Raw genomic sequence first — 26,605 nt, forward strand, 5'->3', positions numbered from 1 at the left:
GTATATTATTTAATATCCCCTAAACTAAATGCAAGGCCGGCACTGTGAATGAGCAATTGCTGGCCATATTCTGTCTCTACTAAATCAGCGATTTCCGCCCATTGATAAAATACATTTCGATGTATTGCCGCAAACAAGTTTCGCCTTACTCTCACCTGTAAATTTCCCTGCTTATCAAAGCTTAACGGATATTGATCATTAATGATCAGGTTATCACCGGTATTGGTTGTTAATTCGATAGTGTTTGGGGTTAAATCCGGCAGGTATTGCCAATGAGTAATAATAAAGGGTTTATCTTCGACATTAATTTTTAGTTTCTCTACCGGCGTCACTAAAAAGTAATCATCATGCTCTTTTTTAATCACCGTAGAAAATAGTTTTACTAGCCGCTCTCTGCTAATAACACTGCCCTGATGCAACCAACTGCCATCGGCTTGTATCGTTAAACCCATTTCGCCACAATAAGGAGGATCCCATAATTCAACCGGCGGCATCGCATCTTCTTGAGCGGATAATTGTTTACAGATGCTTTCTAATGACATTAATGCACTCGTTTTGAGGGGGAAATTTGATATAACTATAGCATTTTAGTGGCTAAAGTAATGAGCTTAGGCGGCGTAATTGGTGACTCTATTCTTGCCCTCGGCTTTTGAAATATACATCGCTTTGTCGGCTTTCTTTATTACTGTATCTAAGGTGTCGCCAACTCCAACCTGAGCGATACCGATACTGACGGTGGTTGAAAACTCTAATTCATCAAATAACACGACACACTCCTCAATGGATATTCTAAGCCGCTCAGCCAGATTATAGGCATCCCCTATGGTATTGTCATGACAGCCAATCATAAATTCTTCACCGCCGACTCGACCACAAAAATCACTGGCACGGATGATACTGCGGGTTAAATCACCAATTTCCTTAAGCATTTGATCCCCTGCCGGATGGCCATATTGATCATTAATCAATTTAAAATTATCAATATCAAAGGCAATAAAAGTTAGCGGTTTATCCTGTCTATTGCTTTGTGCTACCGCCATTGTTGCTAAATTCATAAAGGCACGACGATTTGGCAGATGGGTAAGCATGTCCGTTCGAGCTTCAAATTCCGCTTGCTCTTTGGCGACTTTTAATTTTTGATTTTGGTTTTTAACCTGCTCTTGTAAAGCATAAGCTTGCTCGTAAGCGACTGAAACTGTGTCTAAATCTTCGGTTGAACCTTCTTCGTAATGGTTTTTAGCTTTTACGTACATAGCCCACATTAAACACGTTAACTGGGCCAGCATTCCCATTGTTGGTAAAAATACCAAACCATAATTAGGACTAATCCAGCCCCAGGTTTGCAAATTTGTACTGAGTAAAATTATGAACAATAATGATTTTGCCAACACCATAGTGAGCATTTTCTTCTCACCTAATACGCCACAATAAAAGGCGGCAATTATCGCTACCGGAAAGGTAAATACCGTCAATTGTTGAATTTGCATAGCAAGTTCATGAAAGCCGAAAATGGCAACAGGTAGGGCAATTAAGACTAAAGATAACGATATATGCATCGCTTTATCGGCGATTAATGAATGGTAAGCAGCATTACTATAAACTCTGATAAATTGCACACCTGCAGCCATCATTATGATCATTGATATGGTGCCAAGGGGATGAAAGCCCATGTTTGGAATATAAAGGTTCAGTATTCCTGTGGTCAGTCCGAGTACTGGCAATGAACTCAGTGCGAACAAGATATACCAAAGGAAAAATTTTTCTTTTAAGAATTTCCAAAAAGTAAAACTGAGAAAAGAAGACAGTACAATAAAACTTACCACAAGACCAAAAATGATGTGTTCAATATTTGAAGCCGCAACGATGGTCTTGGTTGACCACACTCTAAAAGAAGAGAACCTCGGGGTTGCGACATCACTGAACGTTTCGAGTAAAATCTCTTTACTTTCATTTGGGCCAATTTCAAGAGGAAGAGCGACCCTTGGAAAGGCGATAGCACGACTTCCACCACTGTCAAATAGTGCATTTTTAATGACTTGAAATTCTTCGCCGCTATTTTCCGTTCTTTGATATAAAACGACGGTCGAGGGTAAATGGTAGGGATACTCTAAATAAATAACAATTTTACGATTGCTGAAGTTTTTAATTTTGGTTTTAAGCCACACAGAACCGGCAAAATTACCTAGCCAAGGGGCATTATTGTTTGTTTCTTCAAAACCTTCCTCTTTCAACCAGACTTGTTCCGCGATTAACTGTGATTGATCATCAATTAGGAATGTTGTCTGACCTTCAATAGTTTGACCATTTTCAGACCCATCTACTGCAATTTCAGGCAAACTATTTGTGCTATAGCAAACGCCTGAAATTAGGGTAAGTAAAATAATAAATATTAATTTATATAGAGTAATGATCTGTTTCATTCGATTAATTTTTTTTCTTATATAGATTAAATCTATCAGGTTTTTTAAAAAAAGGTAAATTAACGGTTAATAAAATTTAATAAATCTGCATTTGTATCAGCAAGAGTTTTTAGCCTGTTGAAATATCAGTTGTCAGTATAAGCATCAATCAGGGTCAGAATTTTTAAAATATTATCAATTATCTTTCCCCTTTAAATGATTGTTCACTCGGCAGAGTAATGCTGACAACCTGCATTTTGGCTGAAAAATGAAAGCAATTTTTAAAAATGATGAAATATAGTCAGTTTGTCTCTATTATTACTTGAAAATTATCCTGTAACTAATATACAATCCGCGCACTGATTCAAACCTAGCTTTGACACAGTACACGCAGCACCCGTAGATAACGCCTGTTATGTACATCAGTGGTGGCTATAGCTCAGTTGGTAGAGCCCCGGATTGTGATTCCGGTTGTCGTGGGTTCAAATCCCATTAGCCACCCCATTTTTCTTAGTTCAGCAATCCCTCAAAAAAATATTGAAATAAGTCCACGACAGAATCACCAGTGATTCCACTCTCGATCACCGTGAGTTCAAATCCCATTAGCCACCCCATTTTTCTTAGTTCAGCAATCCCTCAAAAAAAATATTGAAATAAGTCCACGACAGAATCACCAGTGATTCCACTCTCGATCACCGTGAGTTCAAATCCCATTAGCCACCCCATTTTTCTTAGTTCAGCAATCCCTCAAAAAAAATATTGAAATAAGTCCACGACAGAATCACCAGTGATTCCACTCTCGATCACCGTGAGTTCAAATCCCATTAGCCGGCCCATTTTTTTATAGCTAAAACATCCGCAAACGTCAATATTAACAAGGCTTATAGCCAAGTTTTCTTTTGCAAAAATGCTGAGGAAACCTAATCAAATTAAACAATCATAAATTGTTCATGCAATTTACCTTGTTAGCAGCCTCCAGCCTGGTTCTGATAAGTTTTTTTGTAGTATTTCCCCCACAACATGGCATAGAGTAGTGATTAGCGATCACATTAGCCTGGTTCGCTGGGTTCAAATAACCTGTTCCAAACACCATCAACCATTATAAAAATTTAACGAATAAAAACCGGAGTCCAATATGAATAAAACGGTCAGCTTAGTTATTTTGACGCTTTGCTTTTTTGTTTCGGCTTGCTCACCCCCTCAGCAAAAGGTTACCGAGTCTAAGGTAAAGTCATCTCAGGCGGCGGTTGCAATTCCCGATAAATATGGAGCACAGGTGGCGGAAGATATTTTGCGCGCTGGTGGCAATGCCGTCGATGCGGCTGTCGCTACTGGTTTTGCCTTAGCGGTAACCTATATCGACGCAGGTAATATTGGCGGCGGTGGCTTTATGCTGATTTATATGGATGGCGAGCCGGTATTTTTAGATTGTCGGGAAACTGCGCCCTTGGCAGCTCATCGCGATATGTTTCTCGACGATAACGGTAATGTTATCGACAAAGCCAGTCTGATCGGTCCCAAGGCCGCCGGCGTACCCGGTACCGTTGCCGGTTTTTGGGCAGCCCACCAGCGCTACGGCAAACTTCCCTGGAAGGCGGTTGTTGCGCCGGCAATCAAACTCGCCGAAGAAGGCTTTATGCCGGCTAAAATCCTGGTTGACGATATCCATAATTATCAAGACCGGTTTGCCGGCCGTACCAATTTCTCGGCTCATTTCGCAGCGATAACACAAGGCCAGGCTTTTAAACAGCCGGCGCTTGCGGCTACCTTAAAACGCATCGCCAGTGAAGGCGACAAAGATTTTTATCATGGCGAAACCGCCAAATTACTGGTCGCCCAGATGGCTCGCAGTGGCGGCATAATCAGCGCCCAAGACTTGGCTGAATACCAAGCAGTGTGGCGCGAGCCGTTAACGGCGAACTGGCGCGACTATCAAATTTTATCTTCACCACCACCAAGTTCCGGTGGTTTTGGGGTGATTCAATTGTTAAAAATGAAAGATGTACTGGCGCAGCAATTTAAAGGTCTCGAGCATAACTCGCCGCAATATGTTCATCTGGTGGCCGAAATGGAAAAACGAGTATTCGCTGATCGTGCTGAATATTTGGGTGATCCTGCCTTTGTCGACATCGATATCAGCCAATTGATCAGTGACAGCTATATCGAACGCCGTGCTTTGGAAGTCAATCCGACGGATATCTCTGCGCTGGATTCTGTTGGCCCGGGTTTACATTCGCCCAATACCACCCATTATTCCATTGTCGACAGTGATGGCAATGCCGTATCGAATACCTATACCATCAACTGGGCATACGGTTCCGGTGTCGTTGTTGAAGGCGCGGGTTTTTTGTTGAACAATGAAATGGATGACTTTAGCGTCAAGCCTGGTGTACCGAATGTGTTTGGTGTGGTGGGTAATGTCGCCAATGAAATCCAGCCTGGTAAGCGCATGTTGTCTTCAATGTCACCGACTATTCTGTTGCAAAACAACAAGCCGGTGATGGTGATAGGTACTCCGGGAGGCTCGACAATATTTACCTCGGTGTTCCAAACTATTGTGAATATCATTGATTTTAACATGTCGCCTGTGGCAGCCGCAGGTGCGAGCCGTTTTCACCATCAACTTCAGCCCGCAGACCTTGTCACCCAGAGTCCTTCTCGGCCGTTGCCCAAAGAAACCATCAATGAGCTGAATAAACGTGGCTATCGGGTTGAGCCGCACAATTGGGAGTTTGGTGATATTCAGGTGATTTGGCTTAACGATGGACAACTTCAACCGGCCTCTGATCCAAGAGATCGCGGTGTATCTAAGGTGCTCAGCCTGGATAAACCGTGAGCAATAAGCTTGAGAGCGAATTGGGGATACCCTGCACCGGTTATCCCAATAGCAATGCTGTTTTATTTTATGTTAGAACCTTAGGCAGCAAGAAAATGCTTATTCTTTAGTCTAAATATGTGCATTCTACCATGGTGTAATGTTCAAATTTAAATCGCTCAGTGTATAGTGTTTGTTATAAATGAGAAAAATGAACAGACAAAATTCACATTTAAAAGTAGATTGCTAACAGCAGGTCGAGTATAGAACCTTTAAGGAGAACAGATTAATGCAAAACAAAACCGCAAGAAATTTTTTTAAAGCACTGGCTGTTGGTGCACCAAAACCTTACCAGGAGCTGCCGACACGCTTAGAGCGAATGATTCATTTTTTCCCGCCGCAGGTTGAAAAAATGCGCGCGAAAGTCCCCGAGATGGCAAAAAACGTTGATGTTATTTTAGGTAATTTAGAAGACGCAATTCCTGCTGATTCGAAAGAAGCAGCACGCGCAGGCTTGATAGAAGTTGCCCGCAGCACTGATTTTGGCACCACCGGCTTGTGGGTACGGATTAACTGCTTAAATTCACCCTGGGGTTTAGAAGACATCACTGAGTTGATGAATGCCATCGGCGACAAGTTAGACGTTATCATGTTGCCAAAAGTCGATGGTGCCTGGGATATTCATTATTTAGATCAGCTCTTGGCCCAGCTAGAAGCCAGAAACAATATTAAAAAACCGGTATTAATTCACGCCATTTTAGAAACCGCAGAAGGGGTAAAAAACGTCGAAGACATCGCAGCTGCCAGCCCCCGCATGCACGGCATGAGTCTTGGTCCTGCCGATTTAGCGGCCTCTCGCGGGATGAAAACCACTCGTGTTGGTGGTGGTCACCCTTTTTATGGCATGTTAGCCGATCCGACTGAAGACGGTGCTGATCGCGCCTTCTTCCAGCAAGATCCCTGGCATTACACCATAGCCAAAATGGTAGATGCCTGTATGGCCAATGGCATCAAGCCTTTTTATGGCCCATTTGGTGACTTTTCAGACGATGATGCCTGCCGGGCGCAATTTCGAAATGCCTTTTTATTGGGTTGCATGGGGGCCTGGTCTTTGCATCCAAAGCAAATTACCATCGCCAAAGAGGTGTTTTCACCAGACTTGGAAGAAGTGGCATTTGCCAAGCGCATACTTGCAGCCATGCCAGATGGCACTGGTGCGGTAATGATTGACGGTAAAATGCAAGACGATGCTACCTGGAAGCAAGCCAAGGTAATTGTTGATTTAGCGAAACTGGTTGATGAAAAGGGCTAACTCTTTGCCGATGTTTTTTTAGCCGGCGGGTAAGATAACCCTAATGACCTTTAAGGATAATGAAGGTCTATTCGGGGTATCTTATTGCCGTTGCTAAATATCTACTTGCTCAGCCAATACGGGCGTAAAATTGAGCGGTTAACTCGCTTTAATTTTATAAACGCTGCAATAAAGCACCGGTACCACGCCAAGGGTTAAAATAGTGCCGATGCCCAAGCCAAACGCGATAACGTTAGCCATGCCGTAAAACATCGCATCGTTGCCAATAATCAATGGCAATAGTCCCATTACTGTGGTGATAGTTGTCATCGCGATTGGGCGTAAGCGGGTTAAACAGGCGTCAATAACCGCCTGATATTCATTTTTACCATCGCTAATTTCTATTTTAATGCGGTCGATTAAGACGATGGCATTGTTGATAATAATGCCGGCCAAGCTGTATAAACCTAGGGTTACCATAAAACCAAATGGCGCCTGCATAACCTGTAAACCGATAACCGCACCAATAAAAGACAGTGGAATGGTTAAGGTGATCACCGCCGCTTTTCTAAACGAATTAAACTGGGCAACGAGTAAGATAAGAATAAGGCCCAGCACCATAGGCATACTCGCACTTAACGCTTTTTGTGCTTCTTTCGATTCAATAATTACCCCGCCATATTCAATGCTATGGTTGACCGGAAGGTCGGCTCGTAAAGCATTGATTTTATCATCAATCAGTAACTTCAAATCTTCGGCGGCGACTCTGGTATTGCGCGCTTCAACACTAATGGTGGTAAACATATCCTCATGTTGAATCACCGAAAATTGGTTAATGGGTGCTAACCTGGCAACTTGAAACAAAGGAATGGCTTTGCCTGTTTTTTCAGAATAAATATTAAGCGTTCTTAGCCGGTCCAGGTTATAACGCTCAGCTTCCTGGGCACGAAAGACGACCGGGATAATTTCATCATCCTCTCTGAATTCGGTAATTTGCGCACCGGAAAAATAGCCTTCAAGCGCTTGGGCAATATCATTAGAGCTTAACCCCGCCCGTTTAGCGCGATGTTGATCAATTTGCACATCAATTTTGGTGATTAAATTTTCCCAATCATTCCTTACGTCCACGGTATCCGGTTGTTGATGTAGCACGTCCATGATTTGCTGAGCTTTTCGGTAAATAACGGTTTTGTCAGGCCCTTTCACCTGGATCTTAATCGTACTGGAATCCGACGGCCCTAAAAACATTTTCTTTACCCGCGCCGATACATTGACAAAAGTATGTTCCAGGCGGGTGTCCAATTCCGCCACTTTTGCACTTACATCAGTATTGTCGCTAACATTTAATACAATAAAGCCTTTATTTGCCGCCGGATCTTCAGGATTAAGTGATAACACAAATCTTGGGCCACTAAAGCCAACATAACCTGAATAGCTTTCGATAAAGTCAAGATCCGGGGCGGTATTTAACCAGCTGAAAATCTCACGCATTTGCCGATCCGTTTCTTTTGACGAGGTGCCATTAGGCAAATCGATATTCACCACAATTTGGGTGCGGTCAGAATCGGGAAAAAACTGCTTGGCGACAAACGTCATGCTAAACACCGAGACGATAAACAGGGCCAGCATGGCACCGATAAACAGTGTTTTATGCGTCAAAACCCAATGCAGAAAACGCTCATAACCGAGGTAAATCTTGTCCATTAAGCCCGCGGTTGTAGCGGTTGTAGCGGCTAACGGTTGAGTTTGATTAGTTTCATGCTTAATAAAGAAATAACACAGCAATGGGGTAACACATAGCGCTAATACCCAACTGGTTAATAAGGTAATTAAAATCACTAGTGACACGGAACGAGTAAATTCACCGGCGACATGTTCGGCCAACATTAGCGGTAAGAAGAATAAAATAGTGGTTGCTGATGAGCTAAGCAAAGGCAGTGCAAGTTCTTTGCTGCCTTGTAACATCGCATCGTATCGCTCGATGGCCTGTTCTAATCGTCGTTTAAAATCTTCTGCAATGACAATACCATTATCTACTAATAAACCTAATGATATGATCAAGGTTGCCAAACTCATCCGTTCTAATTTCATATCAGCAAATTGCATAATTGACAGCGTTGCTAACATCACAAAAGGCACAATTGCCCCGACGATCAGGCCAGTTCTCAGACCTAAAAATACAATCACCACGACCAGCACAATTGCCAGAGTTTGGATGACATTGCTGGAAACACCGTTAATGGTTTTTTCAACCTGCTCTGCTTGAAAGGTGGCGACATCAAGTTGGTAGCCAATAGGTAATGTGGCGGTAATGCGGTCAACATGTTTCATAAAGCGCGGTGCATATTCTAAAATATTGTTATCGGCTAACATCGATGTGGCAAAGAATATTGCCGGTTGGCCGTTGAAATAAGCCAGTTTATCGGGCGGATCAATAAAGTCCCGGCGCAAGGTGGCGATGTCTTTTAAGGCAATATAATTGTCACTGTTGGGAATGCTAATCTGGGTGTTGGCAATATCATCGACATGGATAAAATTACCCGAAGGCTCAATAATGAAGCTTTTTGCGCCGGTGTCTATTTGCCCACCAGAACGAATGATATTTTGGTTTTTAAGTTCGTTAATGATTTTTGTTGGGGCAATGCCGAGCTGAGAAAGTTTTGTATTCGAAAGCTCAACAAAAATCCGCTCGGCCCTGCGGCCCATAATATCAATTTTTTTTGTGCCTGCAACGGCATATAACGTGTCTCTGATATGTTGAGCGATATCATACATTTGGCCCATATCAAAACCGTCAGCAGTTAGCGCTAAAGTGATCACCGAGACATCACCAAATTGATCATTAACAAAGGGTATCGATGCCCCTTGCGGCATGTTTGCATGGGCCGCCGCAGTTTTATTGCGCAAGTCCTGCCAGATATCATCCAGGTTAAAATACTTGTCGTAAACTTTTACGTGTATGGTCGACAAGCCAGTAGAGGAGGTTGAGCGTATTTCCTTCACTTCTGCAATTTTACGAATTTCTTCTTCAAGTTTTTTGGTGATCAGTTGTTCGACCCGATCGGGTGCCATCCCTGGAAACGCAGTGCTCACTATGGCTTCGCGTATGGTGATGGTAGGGTCTTCTTGTGCCGGCAGGGTAAAGTAAGCAAATACGCCGTTTATCAATAATAAGCCAACGACGAGTAGAACCGTTTTGCGATAATGAAACGCGATTTCAGTAAAGTTCATCATAACCTCTTTAGTTAAATCGCTGCGTAGTGGGGTCTAACAGTGTGACTTGCTGACCATCGCGTAAAAAAGCAACACCTGCGGTTGCTATTATCTCGCCATTGGCTAAACCACTCGATAAATAGACTAAGTTATTGAGAATATTTTCCGTTTGCACTTGTCGTAAACGAACCACTTGAGCCGTGCTGTCATAGACAAAGACATACGATTTTTGATCTAAACCGGCCCGTATTGCGGTCACCGGAATAGCAATCGTTTTACCGGAATAGCCGGTGCGTCCGATACCATCAAAAACAAAATCGACTTCGGCGGTCATTCCGGCACGCAGCTTATTGTTTGCTTGTTCCAATATTACTGTTACCGGAAAGGCATTAGCAGATTGCGCACGTGTACCAATTTCATTGATACGACCTTGCATCGTGACTCCCGTTAACACCGGAAAACGAATTGCCAGCAATGTATCTTGTTTTAATTCCTGAATTAAGGTTTCCGGGACCAGTACTTTCACTTCCAGGCCGTGGTTACCTTCAATTTCAAATGCTGCTTGTCCGGCAGCAATTTGTTGCGAAGGCTCAATCAAACGCTTGGTAATAATGCCATCATAAGGCGCCAGTAACGTACTGTCTTGTAAGTTTTTATTGGCAATATCAAGCTGCGCCTGGGCCACACCGACAGCACTTCGGGTGGAATCATAAGTGGCTTTGGCATTGTCAAATCCGGATTGCGATACTAACCCTTGCTTGACCAATTTGTCATAACGCTGAAAAGTGTTTTTCGCTTCCGCCATTGCCGCACTGGCTTTATCTAATTCAGCTTGTGCCGACTGTAAGCTAAGCTCAAAACTACGATGATTTAATTGCGCTAAAATTTGGCCGGCTCGTACGGTTTCACCCAGCTTAACTTCAACGGTTTGTACCTTACCAATTACCTCAAAACTTAAGTCGGTTGCCTCTACGGGAGCAACAATTCCGGACAAGGTGCGGAGCTGCTTTAGATTGGTCTCTGCAACTTTTTGCCAGGCGATAGGGCGAATCGCTTTTTCGGTGATAACGGTTTGCTCGTTACAGCCCAGTAACAAAGAGGCTAACAGGATAGTTAATAATATACGCATAATGATTCCAATGAGGAGAGCTACCTATGAGTTAAGTGAATAACGGTTAAAAAGTAAATTGGTACTGTTAAGTACCACGTATTCTGGTACTATGTAGTACCAAAGTCAACCTATATTGTTAAAGTGCAGATAAAATGATGCTAAGTTCTGAACATAGTGGCGAAACAACAACGAAAAACCCATTGACTGCCCGTGGGCAATTAATTCTGGTGGCGGCGCAAAATTTATTTCTTAAACATGGCTTTGATGAAACGTCTCTGGAAATGATCATTGCTGATGCTGGCGGTTCGCGTCGCTCTATTTACCAGGAGTTTGGCAATAAGCAAGGCTTGCTGATGGCGGTAATGCAACAACAAGTGGCGATTCAGGTGGATACAATTGCCTCCATTAACTACGAGCTAGAGCCAAGTGATGCACTAAAAGATGTCACCGGGCGATTTGTGCAAGGGATGTTGTCTGAAACGCTAATTTCATTGTTTAGATTGGTGATACAAGTTGTGCCAAAACACCCCGACGTTGGCGAGCTTATCTATGATAGAGGGCCGTTAACCGGGGTTACCCCGTTGGCGGACTACTTATCGTCTCTAAATAAGCTAGGCATATTGGCAATTGACGACTGCAGTTACGCAGCACAGATGTTAATCGAAATGACGAAAGGACGGCTACATTTGAAGGCGGTATTAATCCCCAATGTCAACATCACCGAAGATGAAATTGTTCAGCATATCGATCGCGCGGTAGATTTATTTATTAAAGCCTACCAACCTTGAGAAGGTGTTGAGAATTTCACATCTGTTTCACCGCCTTTAACATAAGCTTTCCTTTATATAGATACCAAGTTGATTAAATAGAACATAAATTACATTTCGGAGCTCACCTCATGCCCGTTATTTTCCGGTCGTTAACCTTAGTCTTACTGACGCTAGTCATCAGTGGTTGATTCGATAAGCAAGCCCGTCAGGTCAGCGTCTCCAATAAGCCTTATGCCGCAGCAAGTGGCATCAAAGGGCTGCCGTTTGATACGTTTATCAGGTTGAAATAATTCTAAGCTAACGCTGGATCAGCAAAAGAAACTGAAATTGTCGTGCCCTTGTCACTAGTAACCGTTAACAACCAACCTTGATGTTCACACAGGCGCTTAACAATAGATAAGCCAAAACCGTAGCCAGTACTCTGACTGCCTTTGACCGTTGGTTCGGTAACATTTTTTGAAATACCCTGCTCTATGCCAGGGCCGGTATCTGCTATGGTTAATTGCTCGTTGATAAAGCTTATTGTTACCTCACCTAAGTCGGTATATTGAAAGGCATTGCTGATTAAATTATCGAGCAGCACTTTTAGCATGCCCGGCTGGGCAAAGACACTGGTGTTACAATTGTCATTGACCAACACTGCCACCGGTTTACCATCAAGTAAACGGCTATGATCAATGATTGATTGCTCTATCATCGGCAGCAATTTTGTTGGTTCTTTCTTTATCGACGTTTGCTCTTCTCTTGCCAACACTAACAAGGTGGTCACCGTTTGTTCCATTTGCATGCTGGCATCGCTAATGCGGCTAACTATATTTTTGCCGTCGTCTTTCGCCATGCCAGCCTCTTGGTAAACTTCAACCGCATTTTTTATAATCGCCACCGGGGTTCTTAATTCATGACTGACATCACGAGTAAAGCACTTCTCCCGCTCCAGAGCCTGATTGAGCCGTCGCATTGTCTGTTCCAGGGTACGAGCCAAAATGCCAATTTCATTGTTAGGAAATTGATAAGCAAAACTATTGGGGATGTTTTGTGGGGCAACACCATCAACCAAATCGGCTAATTGTTTTAATGGCCTTGCCGTTTTTCTGCCCAACATCCAGGCGATTAAAAAGGCGATGAAAACCAAAATAGCGCCACTGACCAACATTAATTTCAACACACCACCTCGAATCGGGCGTACCAGCAGCATTTGGCTCACTTCAGCGACAAGGTAGACATCTTGCTGCTCAGGCAAGGCATACAGGTGGTAATGTCGCCCCTGTGTCCCATAAAACTCTATTTGCTGTGGTTCTTCGATAAATTGCTGGCGCATGTCAGCGGGCAAGTTGTGTTTCGAAAAGTAGAGCTGCATCGATGAGTTACGGGCCACCGGCCATTGTTTCGTTTGCTCATAGCCAGCAGTTAAATAGGCGGCTTCTTGCCTGACTTCTCGCTCAATAAACTTATCTTCTAAGTTGTATAACAGCAAAAAACAGAACATCCCATAGATCGACGATAACACTAAAGTAAAAATACAGAACTGAGCGACAATACGCCGGCTCAGGCTATGGAAGGCGGGCGTTTTATTTTTCATCTTTTATATCCAGAGTAAAACCAACCCCATGTACGGTTTTTAATATTGGGAAATCAAAGGGTTTATCCAACACACAGCGCAATTGATAGATGTGAGAACGCATGGCATCGGATTCTGTCGGTTCATCCCCCCATAATTTTTGCGATAACTGTGAGCGACTGACAACTTGCGGGTAGGCTTGCGCTAACACCGTTAAAATGCGAAATCCCATGCTATGTAAATTAAGCAATTGCCCCTCCCGGGTCACTTGTTTGGTTTTTCTGTCCAGGCTTAACGGGCCGAGGATTAGAGTATCATTGGTTTGCAATAAATGCCGCCGCGATAACGCCATGCATCGTACTTCAAGTTCCTGTAATGAAAACGGCTTGGTTAAATAATCATCTGCCCCTACGGTAAAGCCAGACACTTTATCTTCAATACTGTCCCTTGCCGTAAGCATTAATATTGGAATATGACGAGTGGATTTTTCTCGTATTTGCTGACATACCTGCAGACCGTCCAGCACTGGCAAATTTAAATCGAGAATGATCAGGTCATAGTGATTTTCCAGGGCGAGATCAAGCCCATGCTGACCTTGATTGGCAAAATCAAATACATGGCCTTTGGTTTCCATGTAATCTGAAATATTACGCGCAATATTAAGCTGATCTTCAACTAATAGCACATAAAGTGAGGTGGCCTGGTTTGTCATAGCATTTCCCAAGATATTAACGTAGCTAGCAAACAATGCCGCAACATCAACTGTTGAGGCATTGTTTCTAGGTTTATTATTTTGACTTTATAAGGATTGGTATCATAAGGTTTTTAACATGTCCAGCGCGGGTTTGTAATCAGGTTTTGTAGCCAATAACTGATTTAAGGTAATTTTCGCCTGTTTTTCTTGCCCCAATTTATGCTGAGCTTTGGCAATTTGCAGGTCTAACATCGGGTTATGAATTGCTTTTTGCGCAACCTGCATCAAGGTAAGCGCATTTTCAAAGTGCTCATCCGTTTGTGCGGTTTTCAAGTAATAGAAACCATACATACCCACTAAGGCAATATGATATTGCTCTTGGTTAGCTGCCAACCTTGTTGCTGCCATTTTATCTCCCGCTAAAAAATCTGCCACCACCGCCATGGTTTTATCTTCAATATCCCGCTCTGTGGTAACCGGCGTTAAGCCCAGACTTTTTACTAATTCGGTGGCCACGTCCACGGTCGAGGTTGGGTTTTGCCCGGTGATAAGTCGTCCATCAACGGCGACATGGCTTAACATGATTTCACTTGATTGAAACTTGGCGCCACGTTCGGTTAATTTATCTTCCAACATGAATTCAAATTTATTTAGCCACTTTTGACCAAATAAATGTTCTTCTTTATTGGTAAAACCATTGATCGCTTTATTGGCAACAAGGTAACTGCCATCGTTCAGCTTTACATCAACTAACGCTGCGGGACCGTGACAAACTGCGGCAACCGCACCTTGTTGCTGATAAATTTTGGCAATAACCGTTTGTAGTGCCTGATCTTTTGGCAAATCAAACATCGCCCCCTTACCGCCAACGATAAATATTGCGTCATAGGCGTTAGCGTCAAGTTTGTCGGTTGCTATGGTGTTACCCAGTTTCGCCATAATGGCTTGGTCGGTTAACACTCGGGCATTATACGGCTTATCTGCATCATATTTGTCTGCTTCCACCTTGCCACCGTTTGGACTGGCAATATCGACAGCAATGCCGTTGGCGTTAAACACCGAATAGGCCTTGGAAAATTCATCAAATTCATAACCGGGTGTGATTGCACCCTGCTGCTGGCCATAGCCACTAACGACCATGACGATTTTCTTGTTTACCTCTGAAGTGCTTAGCGCCGCCGCACTTCCCTGCAGCGAAATCAGTAATAAGGTGAACAAGGTGACAAGTTGTTGTTTCATCGGTTTCATATTTATTGCTCCTAAGATGTTAAAAACATGATGACAAACTCGCTGTGAAACAAATGTGAAATACTTATTGCTTTAATTGACAGGCATTAAGTGTCTGACATTAATTGCCTAACGGAACTGCGCAGGCTCTTCCTGCTGGCATAAACCCCTAAAGTGGTGACCACAAGTAAAATGGTGGATAGGGTCGCAAGCAGCCAGATAAAGTCAGGCTTATAGGTCAATGAAAATTGCGATTGATAGATCAACAGCCCCGCAATGTAAGTGCCGACGATAGCACCTACGGCGGTGATGGTAGCCGTAACCAACCATTCAATGACGTTAAGCCTTAAACAGGTCGATTGTGAAAAACCAAAGCTCATCACAATGCTGTTCTTCTTCATTTCTCTAGACTCAAGCGCATTGAGTGAGGCCAGGATCACCACCGCCGAAAGTACAATGATCATCAGCGAAAAACCACTAATCACCTTAGTGATCATGGCTAACATGGTATCAAACCGGTCGGTCATTTCTTTAAGGGAGAGCATCCGCAGGGTGGGAAATTTTTGCCATAAATTGGTTAACAGCGGCCATTGCTGTTGCTCAACCTCTAAACTCGCCATATTGAAATGAGGTGCCTGAATATGTGCCAGGGCAGCAGCTGGCATTTGTACCCAGAAGGTAATGGAACCTGCGCCGGGTTTAAATGCATGACTGGCGCTGATCTCAAAATTGAAGCTTTGCTGACCAATATAAAACGTTAACCAATCACCAAGCTGCAGGCCCAAATCCGTCATCACTTCCTGCTCAACCGAGATTTGCTGCCAATTTTGCGTATTGGCTCGCCACCATTGGCCGTCGACTATGTGATTATTTGGCGGAATTGTCTCGCTCCAATGTAATCGAATAGGGCGAGTGAATGTGGCCAAACTATCGCTCGGTTTTTGGCTAAACTCCGTTAATGATTGTTCATTTACGGCGACCAGCTTGGCATACATATAAGGTTTCGCCTGGCGAATTGTTATGTTCTGCTGTTTTGCCCAACGGTTAATATAGGTAAGTTGCGACTGAGTTGCTTGTGATACCATAACGTTGCCATCATGCTGGCGTTGATAAGATGCCATGGTAGCACCGATGTCTTTTAGCAGCATCAGCGTAAAAAGCAGTAAAAAAGCACATAAACCCACTCCTAATATTTGCGTACTTTTGCTTATCAATCGCTGCTTCATCATAAACAAGGCAAACGGAATTAAGCCCGAAATATTCTGTGTGGCTTTCTCTCCAACGGTTAGGGTGGCCCAGCTTAGTACTATCATCAAGGTAATGGTAATAACGATGGTTGCCACCATCATCAAGGTTAACAAACCATTATCTGAATAGGTGATCACTACCCCCAATAACACCAATAAACTACTCACTTTGCTAAGCCAATGGCTGGTGCCATTGCTGGTAGAGATAAACAATTTGGCTACCGAAGTCTGCTGTAAAGCAAGCCAAACGGGTGCATGAAAGACCGCAAAAATAATAACCACAAAACCTGTTGTTTTTAACATCGAGAAAATATTCCAATGCCAGGGCAAATTGATAAATGTTTCCTGTAACCAGTAAATTATCAGCCAATGAAATACGGTTGATAATAATAAAACCAAGGGCAACAATAACGCCAAAGCAATTAACCATTTAAACAACGACACTTGCATGCCTGTTGCCTTTGACGCGCCCAGACTCATGCAAATAGCTGAAAAGTATTGGTCTTTTTTGAGGTAAACTTGCGCTAATTGCTCGATGGCAATCGCCGCCATGAAGAACAAAATAATGGATGCTAAGCCGATAAAATTTTCGGTGCGTTGCCAAAACAGTGCCAATGGATGAGCACCTTGTTTATGATGGACTTGTGCGGCCGGTAAATTTTTCTGCTGCCAGTGGAGCAAACTGCTAATTTGTGCGCTAGTTGCGGCAATTAGATAGCGATAGTGGACAAGATCAGCAGCAAATGCCAGGCTTGCAAAATCCGCAGCATTGACCATAGCCCGCATATCAACACTATGTCCCTCCATCAATCTGTCGGGTTCATGTTGCAATATCCGAGAAACCAAAAAGGGTTTCTCGGCGAGCAAAATATGATCACCAATGGTTAGCGATAAGCTGGCAAACAATCGGGCATCTAGCCAAATTTGACCTGACTCGGGGCCACCGACTGTTTGCTGTCCCTGATGTTGTAACGATTGCGAGGTTAGCAACTCGCCCTGCAATGGGTAGTGGCTATCAACCGCTTTAAGTTTTGCTCGCTGCCATTTGCCGTTATGGGTCAATGTCGTCTGGATTTGCTGAGTAACAACCATTTCATCGATTAATGCAGTCACTGCTGCATACTGCTTGGCAGTTAACGGGTGTTTTTGACTGAGCACCGCATCAGCGCCGAGTAAGCCTTGTAAATTTTTATCGAGATAATTTTGTATGCTTGCGCTTGATTGACTTAAGGTGACAATAAATAGCAACAATACCCCTTGGGTCCAACGCAATAACCGTTGATGAGAATGCTGGCGCTCTTGCTGATAAAAATGCCAGGCCAATTTAACATTGCCAATTAACATGCCGCCACCTGCAGCGCTTGCTTTGATTGTTGGCTGTACTGACCATCGGCTAATGAAAAAATATGCTGAGCACGATTCGCTAAAATATCGCTATGGGTAACCACCACCAGACCGGCATTATTTTCTTGGCAGCAGGCAAACAAGATATCTGCAATTTCTGTCGCGCTTGTTTGATCTAAATTTCCAGTGGGTTCATCGGCGAAAATAAAACTGGGTTCAAACACCAGTGCCCGCGCTATCGCCACTCGCTGTTGTTCACCGCCACTTAATTCACTCGGTTTATGATTGATGCGATGGCTTAAGCCAACTTTTGTTAGCCAAGTCCTGGCTTTTTCTAGCGCCTGTTTATCACCTCTTAACTTTAGTGGTAACGCCACATTATTCAGCGCGGTTAATTCGGCTAACAAATGGAACTGTTGAAAAATAAAGCCAATATCTGCCCTTAAAGCATCCAGGGAAGCACTTTGACCAGCCTTAACATATAGTCCTTGTCCTGTAGTAGGCTGTTCTAAACCCGACATCAGCATCAGCAGGCTTGATTTTCCGGCGCCAGAAGGGCCGGTAATGGCATAAGATTGACCTTGCACAATGGATAAATTGAGCTCATCGAATAACGTGACTTTTTCTTGGTTAAGTTGAAACGAGTGGCTAATATTCTTTAATTCAATGTAGCTAGACATGGCTCAGATCCATTATTGACAATAATAGCTGCTAAGTTAATACCGGGACTGTGAAATGGATGTGAAATGAGGTGAAATTGTTCCTAATCAAAAAAAGCTTAAATACCTGAACGGATGCCATTTTAGCGGCTCAATTATTTCAACTTAATGCGTACTTATGGTGATTAAGTACCTATAATACGTGACAAATTTGTTAACTTATGAAGCCTCGAAAGATTTTGAACTTGAAAGCAAAACCATTAGCAGCTGGAATGGTGAAATACCGGTTGAACAAATTAAGGGTAAAAAAGTCACGGTAGTGCCAATATTACTAGCTGGCCTTGGCATGATGGATGGTGTGTTAGAGCTTATCCCCAATGCCCGTATTTCTGTTGTTGGCATGTACCGCAATGAAGAAACTCTCGAGCCGGTGGTTTATTTTGAAAAGCTTGTTGGTCAAATTGATCAGCGCATCGCCTTGGTTATCGATCCTATGTTAGCTACTGGTGGCTCGATGAATGCGACTATTGATCTGCTGAAACAACGGGGTTGTAAGAGAATTAAGGCACTTGTTTTAGTTGCTGCCCCAGAAGGCATCGCGGCCATGGAGCAAGCTCACCCTGATGTTGAACTTTATACCGCATCTATCGACGATTGCCTTAACGCAGCGGGTTACATATTGCCGGGTCTCGGTGATGCCGGTGATAAAATTTTTGGTACTAAGTAAATCGCTGCTCATAGAGGTTAATCATGGATTTTAATCATACAAGCCAACAAAAGTCCGGCCTGTTCAAATAAGTCTTGACTGGCAGCCAGATGCTATTTGTCGCCTTTGGCGCTCTGGTATTAATGCCGTTACTCACCGGTTTAGATCCCAACGTTGCCTTATGCACCGCGGGTATCGGCACCTTATTGTTTCAGCTGGTTACTAAAGGCCAGGTGCCTGTCTTTTTGGCGTCATCTTTTGCCTTTATCGCACCAATAATGTACGGCACCCAAACCTGGGACGTACCGGCCACTATGGGCGCCTTAATGGTTGTCGGTGTGGTTTATGCTTGTTTCAGTGGCATGATCAAGCTGCGCGGGGTGAGCTTTATTCACAAATATTTACCGCCGATAGTGACCGGGCCAATCATCATGGTTATCGGTTTATCGTTAGCTCCGGTTGCCGTCAACATGGCGCTCGGTCGTACCGGTGATGGCGCAAGCCAAATCTTTGAGCCCTCTGTGGCGTTGGCGATTTCTTTACCGGTATTATTGATTTTTCTGCGGTCAAAAGTGCGCCCTGCTTGGCGATGCCGAATTTTACGGCGCCAGAGTTTCAATGGCAGGCCATCGTCTATATGTTGCCTGTCGCTATTGCCCCGGCAATCGAACACATAGGTGACATACTGGCAATCGGTTCCGCGACCAACAAAGATTATCTTAAAAAGCACGGCTTGCATCGCACTATGCTGGGCGACGGATTGGCGACAACGGCGGCATCATTGCTCGGCGGTCCGCCCAATACCACTTATTCGGAAGTAACCGGGGCGGTGATGTTAACCAAGGCGTTCAATCCAAGAATTATGACCTGGGCAGCAATGACTGCCATCGTGTTGAATTTGATCTTGTCTAAGGAACAGGCGGCATTGCTGAACAATACCAAGGTGATCAAATATCTGCTAATTTTATTTTCAGCGAAACAATTGCAGCAAGGACAATTTTTGGCTTGATGATAAACCGCAGGATGAAGTTAAAAATGCGGCTTACGCCGCATTTTAGCTAAGTGAATAGCTATTTTTCGGTTTTGATTTTTAAGTCTGGGATATCGGTCGCACCGATAGCATGCAACACGATACCAACCATAAAGAAGAAAAACGTGGTGGCGCCTACAGCTGCTTTGTACACATCACTCGCCTCAGCCGTGTTTATTGCTAATAAACCGCCAGCAGCGGCAGCAAGAATAAAACTGGTAATGGCACAGAATGTTGAAATTTTTTGTAAAAAGCGTTTGCTCGTTGGCATGCGTTCGGTCGTTGACATTTGAATTTAAAACTCTGTTTAAAATTGATGCTGCCAGTATATCGAAAAAAAACGGCTATTACCTTGATAAGGGTCAAGCGTAAGAGCTGAACAACCCGCACAGATGTTGATCCTTATCAAATACCCGAGTAAAGCAATCAAGTATTATGACGCTATCTTTTAGTTAGAGGAGAAATCTATGGGTTGCTGTGGCGCTTGTGGTGGTGAAGAGAAAAAAGCTGTGGAAGAGCAGGAACAATCTCAAGAAACTACTGAAACAACTGAAGAATAATCGTTGTTAACAGAATTGATATAAGTTCTTGAGTACGATATTACCTAAGAACCAGAGATAAAAAAGCAGCTTTCTAGCTGCTTTTTTTGCACTTGGATGTGTTCCGTCCATCAATTTTAGTCACTGGTTGGCGGGGTTTGAATGCCTTGCATAGCAGCCTAATTAAACGGCTTTAACCTCGCGCTCTTTGACGAATTCACCTATCGGCTAATAATATCAACTCTGCCCGAAGCCCGTTGCAAAAAGTCAGAAGCGATTAATACTTCAGGGAAGAACTTATCCTCCCTTACCATGAATGGCAGCTAGGGAGGACTTGTCTACAAGTTTTAGCTTATCTTAACGAAGCCATGTATTCGGCAACCGCCGCAATGTCTTTATCTGTTAATTTAGCGGCAATGTTGGCCATCATTGCGTTCATGTCGTTATGGCGAGAACCGTCACGGAACTTAGCTAATTGTGATTTTAAGTAGTCAACATTTTGGCTGCCAACAGCAGGGAAACCAGCAAGTGCTGAACCTTTACCTGTTGTGCCATGACAGGCGATACAAGCCGTAATGCCACGCGTTGCATCACCACCTTGGTATAATTTCTTACCGGCAGCATTGGCTTCAACAGCTTTTGCCTGCACTTTCTGGCTGGCATAATAAGCGGCTAAATCTTGGATATCTGTGTCAGATAATGCAGCAACCATACCTGCCATTACCGGGTCGGCACGACCTTCAGGCCCAGCCTTAAAGTCAGCTAATTGCTTAGCAAGGTATTTTTCATGTTGGCCAGCAAGGTTAGGATACATCGCAACTAAAGCGTTACCATCTGCACCATGACAGGCGGCACAGGCTGCCGATTTTGTTTTACCCGCGGCAACAACACCAGTAAATGTTAATTTCTCGGCGGAAGGCTTTTTCGCGGCTACGTTGGCAACGGCTGCCGGGTCTTTAAAGTAAGCACCTAAATCGGCAACATCTTGTTCGCTTAAGTTTTTAGCAACAACATTCATTGCCGGGTCAGTGCGCTGTTCAGTTTGAAACGCGGTTAATTGCTTTTCAATGTATGCCGGGTGTTGCTTTGACAGGTTAGGGTTAATTAAAACCTCTGAATTGCCTTCTTTACCATGACAGTCAACACAAGCGGTAATACCACGGGCAGCATCGCCATTTTCATACAAGCCTTTACCTGCGGCAGCATCCGCTAAGATTGCTGGAGCGGCGGCAACAACTGGCGCTGCCGGCGTTGTGCCTGAACTGCTGCTGTCTGCTGCAGCAACTGAACTTTCTCCACTTACTGAGAAGGAAGCAAAATATGCCCCTAAATCGGCCATGTCCTGATCAGACAATGCCGCCGCCATTGGTGCCATAACGGCATCGGTGCGAGATCCGCTTTTAAATGCATTTAACTGTTTAGCAATATAGTCAGCATGTTGTCCGGCCAGGTTAGGGTAGTTACCGGCAATGCCAATACCATTTGCGCCATGACAACCCGCACAAACGGCGGCTTTGGTTTTGCCTGCAGCGGCATCGCCTGCGGCGAATGCGTTACCTAGAAATCCGCAACCTAAAATAGCTGCAAGTACAAGTTTCTTCATAGTTTTTCTGCCTGTTATTTCTTGTTAAATACCAGCATTGGCACTGAATATTTTTAATAGCGATTTGGATATAAAAATTTACGCTATTTTACACAATTCCCGCGTAGGTGTAATGGTTATTGCTTATTTTTTCAGTAAAAGTTACAGATTTTTACCGTCAAAATGCGGATAACAAAAAAACAATGCAATAAATGACCCAAAACAAGATATAATTGTAGGAGTTATTTATTTTTAATTTATGGTGGAATCCATCTTGACAACTCCTGCAGTGAATTTACATGTTGCTACCTTTGAAACCAGTGCGCCTGATATCAGAAAACTACCGGCTGATAGTGGCATAGAGGTTGCGTTTGCTGGTCGCTCAAACGCGGGTAAGTCGAGTGCATTAAACACGTTAACCAACCAAAAGTCGTTAGCACGCACCAGTAAGACCCCAGGTCGAACGCAATTAATTAATGTTTTTGATATTCGTGATAATCGCCGTTTAATCGATTTACCCGGCTACGGTTTTGCCAAAGTGCCCTTGGAAATGAAGAAGAAGTGGCAAAAAGCGTTGGCGGAATACCTTGAAAAACGGATGAGCTTGAAAGGCCTGGTGATCTTAATGGATATTCGCCATCCGATGAAAGATTTGGACGTTGATTTGATTGAATGGGCCAATGATTGTAATTTACCGGTATTGGCGTTATTAACCAAAGCCGATAAATATAAAGCGGGTAAGCGTAATTCGGAAGTATTACAGGTACGCAAGAAATGCGCTAACTTGCACAATAATATTAAAGTCCAGGCGTTTTCATCGCTCACCAAAGTTGGCTTAGATAGCGCAACCAACATCATTAGTGACTGGTTTGTTAATATCGAACACCAGGAACTGGTAGAAGACGTCGCTGACGAAGAAGAATAACTTACGGTTGGTAAGTGATTTCAAAAAGAGCCTGCGGGCTCTTTTTTTTAAGCAAAAAAAACCGACTACACAAATGCGCAGTCGGTAAGAAGCTTTTGGGGAAGCTAAAAACAAAAGTTATTACAACAAGAATTCCGTTAGGAATGGCTGTAGTTTAGAGTGTTCACTCTAGTTTGTAAAGTATTTATTCTAACTTTTATTACATTTTGTTAAAAATAAATTAAAAAAACAGGCTGGATAGCCTGTTTTTTTCAATTTAATTGCTGGCTTTGTAGTTTTATTACATTTAGTGCGCTTGTTGCCAGTTATCGCCAGTACCGGCTTCAGAGATTAATGGCACATTTAATTGCACCGCATTGTCCATAATTGCCACTAATTTTTGGGTGGTTTCAGAAAGTATGCTTTCTTCCACTTCAAAAATAAGCTCATCGTGTACTTGCATGGTCATTTTTATCCGTGGATCATTGTGCTCTAGTAGCCATTTATCTACCGCGATCATCGCTTTTTTGATGATATCAGCAGCTGTACCTTGCATCGGTGCATTTATTGCGGCACGTTCGGCCGCTTTTCTGCGCGCCCCATTTCTCGATTTTATTTCCGGTAAAAATAAGCGACGACCATATAAGGTTTCAACGTAACCCTGCTCACTGGCAAGTTGTCGCGTGTCTTCCATGTAAGTGAGTACCCCAGGATAGCGTTCAAAGTATTTGTCCATGTAATCCTGGGCTTTGCCACGAGCAATGCCTAATTGTTTCGATAAGCCAAACGCCGACATGCCATAAATTAAACCAAAGTTAATCGCCTTGGCGCTGCGACGATGATCACTGGTCACCTCTGCCAGCGGTAAAGCAAAAATTTCGGCGGCAGTGGCCTGGTGAATATCTCGACCTTCGGCAAAGGCGGTTAACAAACCTTTATCGTTCGATAGATGCGCCATGATGCGTAATTCTATTTGCGAGTAATCAATTGCCAATATTTTATAACCTTGCGGAGCAATAAAGGCGTGACGGATTTTTTTACCCTCTTCCGAGCGGATCGGAATGTTTTGTAAATTTGGATCGGTTGACGATAACCGCCCGGTTGCGGTTACAGCCTGATGATAGGAAGTATGCACACGGCCCGATTTACTGGCCACCATCAGTGGCAATTTATCGGTATAAGTCGATTTTAGCTTGGCCAGACTGCGGTGTTCCAGAATTAATTTCGGTAATGGGTAATCGAGGGCAAGCTCTTGCAATACATCTTCGGCAGTCGATGGCGCACCTTTGGGGGTTTTCTTAATCACCGGAATGCCTTGCTCTTCAAACAAGATGGTTTGTAATTGTTTCGGTGAGCTTAAATTAAAGCTTTTGCCGGCAAGGTTGTGGGCTTGTATTTCCAATTCATCCAACCGTATGCCGATATTATGGCTCTGCTCATTGAGCATGTCAGAGTCAATCAAGACACCGGTTTGTTCCATTCGTGCCAACACTGGCATTAACGGCATTTCGATGTCAGTGAATACTCGTTGTTGCTCAGCATTTTTCTGCAGTTTAGGCCAAAGGGCCTGATGCAGGCGTAGGGTGATATCGGCATCTTCGGCGGCATAATGGCCGGCTTTCTCAATCTCGATTTGATTAAAGGTAAGCTGTTTCGCGCCTTTTCCGGCAATATCTTCAAAATGTACGGTTTTATAGCCTAAATACTTTTGTGCTAAGGCATCCATGTTATGACGAGTGGCGACACTGTTATAGCAATAAGACTCTAACATGGTATCAAAACCGACCCCGTTAATGGCAATGTCATAATGACGGAGCACATTGGCATCGTATTTTAGGTTTTGACCAATCTTTAAAATGCTGTCACTTTCCAGTAACGGTTTGAATTGCTCTAACACCCAGTTGAGCTCAAGCTGCTCTGGCGCATCCAGGTAATCATGCGCTAAAGGCACATAAGCGGCTTTGCCGGCTTCAATGGCAAAAGATAGGCCAACCAGTTCCGCCTGCATATAATTAACGCTAGTGGTTTCGGTATCAAAAGCAAAGGCAGTACAACTGGCAAGTTTATCTAGCCAGGTTTGTAAATTTGCCTTGGTTAACACAATATCGTAGTCGCTTTCTATTGCTGCTGGAATGTCGTCCTCGTCATCATCGGCTGTGCTCGCACTCGCTGCTGCCGGCGCTGTCGCGGATCCATTGTTGCTGCTGTCTTTATCAAGATCGGCTAGTAAACGTTTCAATTCAAATTGTGTATACATTTCCCGTAATGTATCGGTATCGGCTTCACTGGCAACAATTTCGTGCAAAGGCTGTTCAAGTTCAACGTCCAATTTGATCGTCGCCAGCTCGTACGATAACGGTAACTGTTCTAATGCCGCTCTTAGGTTTTCACCAATTTTTCCTTTTACCTTGTCGGCATTGGCGATAACATTATCTAATGTTTGATGCTCGGTTAACCATTTTACCGCCGTTTTCGGACCACATTTTTCCACCCCCGGAATGTTATCGACTTTATCGCCCATTAGCGCCAGGTAATCGATGATTTGGTCGGGACGAACGCCAAACTTTTCGTTAACGCCGGCGACATCCATGGCCACATTGGTCATGGTATTAATCAAAGTGACATGTTCAGTCACCAATTGCGCCATATCTTTATCACCGGTGGAGATCACCGTTTCCAGGCCTTGTTCACTGGCTTGCTGTGCCAGGGTACCAATAACGTCATCCGCCTCAACATCCGGAACCACCAGTAACGGTAAGCCCATCGCTTCGATAATTTTGTGCAAGGGTTCAATCTGACAACGTAAATCATCCGGCATTGGCGGCCGGTTGGCTTTATATTCCGGGTATAAATCATTGCGGAAGGTTTTCCCTTTGGCATCAAAAATCACCACGACTTTACCGTTTGGGTAGTCTTTATGCAGACTTTTAATCATGTTTAATACGCCAGTAATAGCGCCAGTAGGGTGTCCATCTTTGGTCGAAAGTGCTTGTAAATAAGGCACATAATAAGCACGAAATAAATAAGACGAACCGTCAACAAGAATATAAGGGGAGGATTTAGTCATGATTTTTACTATTGATGTTAAATGAAATGAAATAAAAAGCCGAATTAAGGCCTATACCAATTTGATTAAGTATGATCAGATATTTAATCAACTTGGTATTTTACCAAGAGTGCTAGAATGCCACAGTTAGCGAGTACTGACTATAAGAAAAAGCTGAAATCGCTAGCTGCCTGTGGATAACTCTGTTGAAAGAATTGCTAACGCCACCTGCCATAACGAAAAAATGGTAAGTGTAGGTTGCCTGCAAGGCTTAATCATTATGATGTTCGGAATTTTACAGCTACCGTTTCTATTTATTATTATTGGTAAAATAGATGTGGATAATTTTTCCTTAAATACTCATAGGTGAACAAATTTGATACATGTTTTTCCTAAAAGCGACAACGATATTAGCAGAAAGACCTTTGAAAACAAACGATTTCTTATTGATTTTTAATTAAATAAACTAA

General features: G+C 43.5%; 16 protein-coding genes, 1 tRNA gene and 2 pseudogenes. 7 read left to right on the forward strand and 12 right to left on the reverse strand.

The genetic code is table 11. The features are described from left to right. Window positions 1-5: 5 nt before the first annotated feature. Both ND16A_RS01150 and ND16A_RS20435 read right to left on the reverse strand, forming a co-directional pair. Entirely contained in the window at window positions 6-542 is a 537-nt protein-coding gene (locus ND16A_RS01150; protein ID WP_033079269.1) for a DUF1285 domain-containing protein, read from the reverse strand. Window positions 543-608: 66 nt separating this feature from the next. Then, window positions 609-2,420, reverse strand: coding sequence for a sensor domain-containing diguanylate cyclase (locus tag ND16A_RS20435; protein WP_052073325.1), 1,812 nt, complete (start codon window positions 2,418-2,420; stop codon window positions 609-611). 407 nt (window positions 2,421-2,827) lie between these two features. On the opposite strand from ND16A_RS20435, the gene ND16A_RS01145 reads away from it, so the two are divergent. The 3 genes from ND16A_RS01145 (at window position 2,828) to ND16A_RS01135 (ending at window position 6,526) form a co-directional block, all read left to right on the forward strand. Beyond that, window positions 2,828-2,903, forward strand: a tRNA-His gene (locus ND16A_RS01145). A 631-nt stretch (window positions 2,904-3,534) separates the two neighbouring features. Then, a complete protein-coding gene (gene ggt, locus ND16A_RS01140) occupies window positions 3,535-5,235 on the forward strand; it encodes a gamma-glutamyltransferase (protein ID WP_081945705.1) in 1,701 nt (566 codons plus the stop codon). A gap of 268 nt (window positions 5,236-5,503) precedes the next feature. Beyond that, window positions 5,504-6,526, forward strand: a complete 1,023-nt coding sequence (locus ND16A_RS01135; protein WP_033079270.1) for an HpcH/HpaI aldolase/citrate lyase family protein — start codon at window positions 5,504-5,506, stop codon at window positions 6,524-6,526. A gap of 138 nt (window positions 6,527-6,664) precedes the next feature. Here the strand turns inward: ND16A_RS01135 and ND16A_RS01130 are convergent, their stop codons facing one another. Beyond that, window positions 6,665-9,736: an efflux RND transporter permease subunit gene (locus ND16A_RS01130; RefSeq protein WP_033079271.1), complete on the reverse strand. Its 3,072-nt coding sequence runs from the start codon at window positions 9,734-9,736 to the stop codon at window positions 6,665-6,667. 10 nt (window positions 9,737-9,746) lie between these two features. Beyond that, window positions 9,747-10,847 (reverse strand): efflux RND transporter periplasmic adaptor subunit, encoded by a 1,101-nt coding sequence (locus tag ND16A_RS01125; protein ID WP_033079272.1) that lies wholly within the window; start codon window positions 10,845-10,847, stop codon window positions 9,747-9,749. Between the two features lie 134 nt (window positions 10,848-10,981). On the opposite strand from ND16A_RS01125, the gene ND16A_RS01120 reads away from it, so the two are divergent. Next, window positions 10,982-11,617 (forward strand): TetR/AcrR family transcriptional regulator, encoded by a 636-nt coding sequence (locus ND16A_RS01120; RefSeq protein WP_235282260.1) that lies wholly within the window; start codon window positions 10,982-10,984, stop codon window positions 11,615-11,617. A 274-nt stretch (window positions 11,618-11,891) separates the two neighbouring features. Here the strand turns inward: ND16A_RS01120 and ND16A_RS01115 are convergent, their stop codons facing one another. The 5 genes from ND16A_RS01115 to ND16A_RS01095 all read right to left on the reverse strand — a co-directional run bounded on the left by ND16A_RS01115 (window position 11,892) and on the right by ND16A_RS01095 (window position 18,349). After that, window positions 11,892-13,178, reverse strand: a complete 1,287-nt coding sequence (locus ND16A_RS01115) for a sensor histidine kinase (RefSeq protein WP_033079273.1) — start codon at window positions 13,176-13,178, stop codon at window positions 11,892-11,894. Beyond that, window positions 13,168-13,869, reverse strand: a complete 702-nt coding sequence (locus ND16A_RS01110; RefSeq protein WP_033079274.1) for a response regulator transcription factor — start codon at window positions 13,867-13,869, stop codon at window positions 13,168-13,170. Before ND16A_RS01110 ends, ND16A_RS01115 begins: the two co-directional genes overlap by 11 nt. A gap of 102 nt (window positions 13,870-13,971) precedes the next feature. Beyond that, window positions 13,972-15,099, reverse strand: a complete 1,128-nt coding sequence (locus ND16A_RS01105) for a type 1 glutamine amidotransferase domain-containing protein (RefSeq protein WP_052073326.1) — start codon at window positions 15,097-15,099, stop codon at window positions 13,972-13,974. Window positions 15,100-15,185: 86 nt separating this feature from the next. Continuing rightward, window positions 15,186-17,669, reverse strand: coding sequence for an ABC transporter permease (locus ND16A_RS01100; protein ID WP_033079275.1), 2,484 nt, complete (start codon window positions 17,667-17,669; stop codon window positions 15,186-15,188). Further along, window positions 17,663-18,349 (reverse strand): ABC transporter ATP-binding protein, encoded by a 687-nt coding sequence (locus ND16A_RS01095; protein WP_033079276.1) that lies wholly within the window; start codon window positions 18,347-18,349, stop codon window positions 17,663-17,665. Before ND16A_RS01095 ends, ND16A_RS01100 begins: the two co-directional genes overlap by 7 nt. Window positions 18,350-18,530: 181 nt before the next feature. Here ND16A_RS01095 and upp point away from each other — a divergent pair. Together upp and ND16A_RS20845 are read left to right on the forward strand one after the other, a co-directional pair. After that, a pseudogene (upp, locus tag ND16A_RS01090) lies at window positions 18,531-19,055 on the forward strand (uracil phosphoribosyltransferase); the annotation flags it as partial. A gap of 89 nt (window positions 19,056-19,144) precedes the next feature. Further along, window positions 19,145-19,938: pseudogene (locus ND16A_RS20845) on the forward strand (uracil-xanthine permease family protein); the annotation flags it as partial. 166 nt (window positions 19,939-20,104) lie between these two features. Here ND16A_RS20845 and ND16A_RS01085 read toward each other — a convergent pair. Then, entirely contained in the window at window positions 20,105-20,353 is a 249-nt protein-coding gene (locus ND16A_RS01085) for a hypothetical protein (RefSeq protein ID WP_033079278.1), read from the reverse strand. Between the two features lie 602 nt (window positions 20,354-20,955). Then, window positions 20,956-22,206 (reverse strand): c-type cytochrome, encoded by a 1,251-nt coding sequence (locus tag ND16A_RS21800; RefSeq protein ID WP_052073329.1) that lies wholly within the window; start codon window positions 22,204-22,206, stop codon window positions 20,956-20,958. A gap of 238 nt (window positions 22,207-22,444) precedes the next feature. On the opposite strand from ND16A_RS21800, the gene yihA reads away from it, so the two are divergent. Continuing rightward, on the forward strand, window positions 22,445-23,110 hold the full coding sequence (gene yihA, locus ND16A_RS01075; protein ID WP_052073330.1) for a ribosome biogenesis GTP-binding protein YihA/YsxC: 666 nt from the start codon (window positions 22,445-22,447) through the stop codon (window positions 23,108-23,110). A gap of 286 nt (window positions 23,111-23,396) precedes the next feature. Here yihA and polA read toward each other — a convergent pair whose 3' ends face one another. Next, window positions 23,397-26,156 (reverse strand): DNA polymerase I, encoded by a 2,760-nt coding sequence (gene polA, locus ND16A_RS01070; protein WP_033079279.1) that lies wholly within the window; start codon window positions 26,154-26,156, stop codon window positions 23,397-23,399. Window positions 26,157-26,605 lie beyond the last annotated feature (449 nt).

Origin of the sequence: Thalassotalea sp. ND16A, from assembly GCF_000764205.1 — a bacterium.
Classification (GTDB): domain Bacteria; phylum Pseudomonadota; class Gammaproteobacteria; order Enterobacterales; family Alteromonadaceae; genus Thalassotalea_A.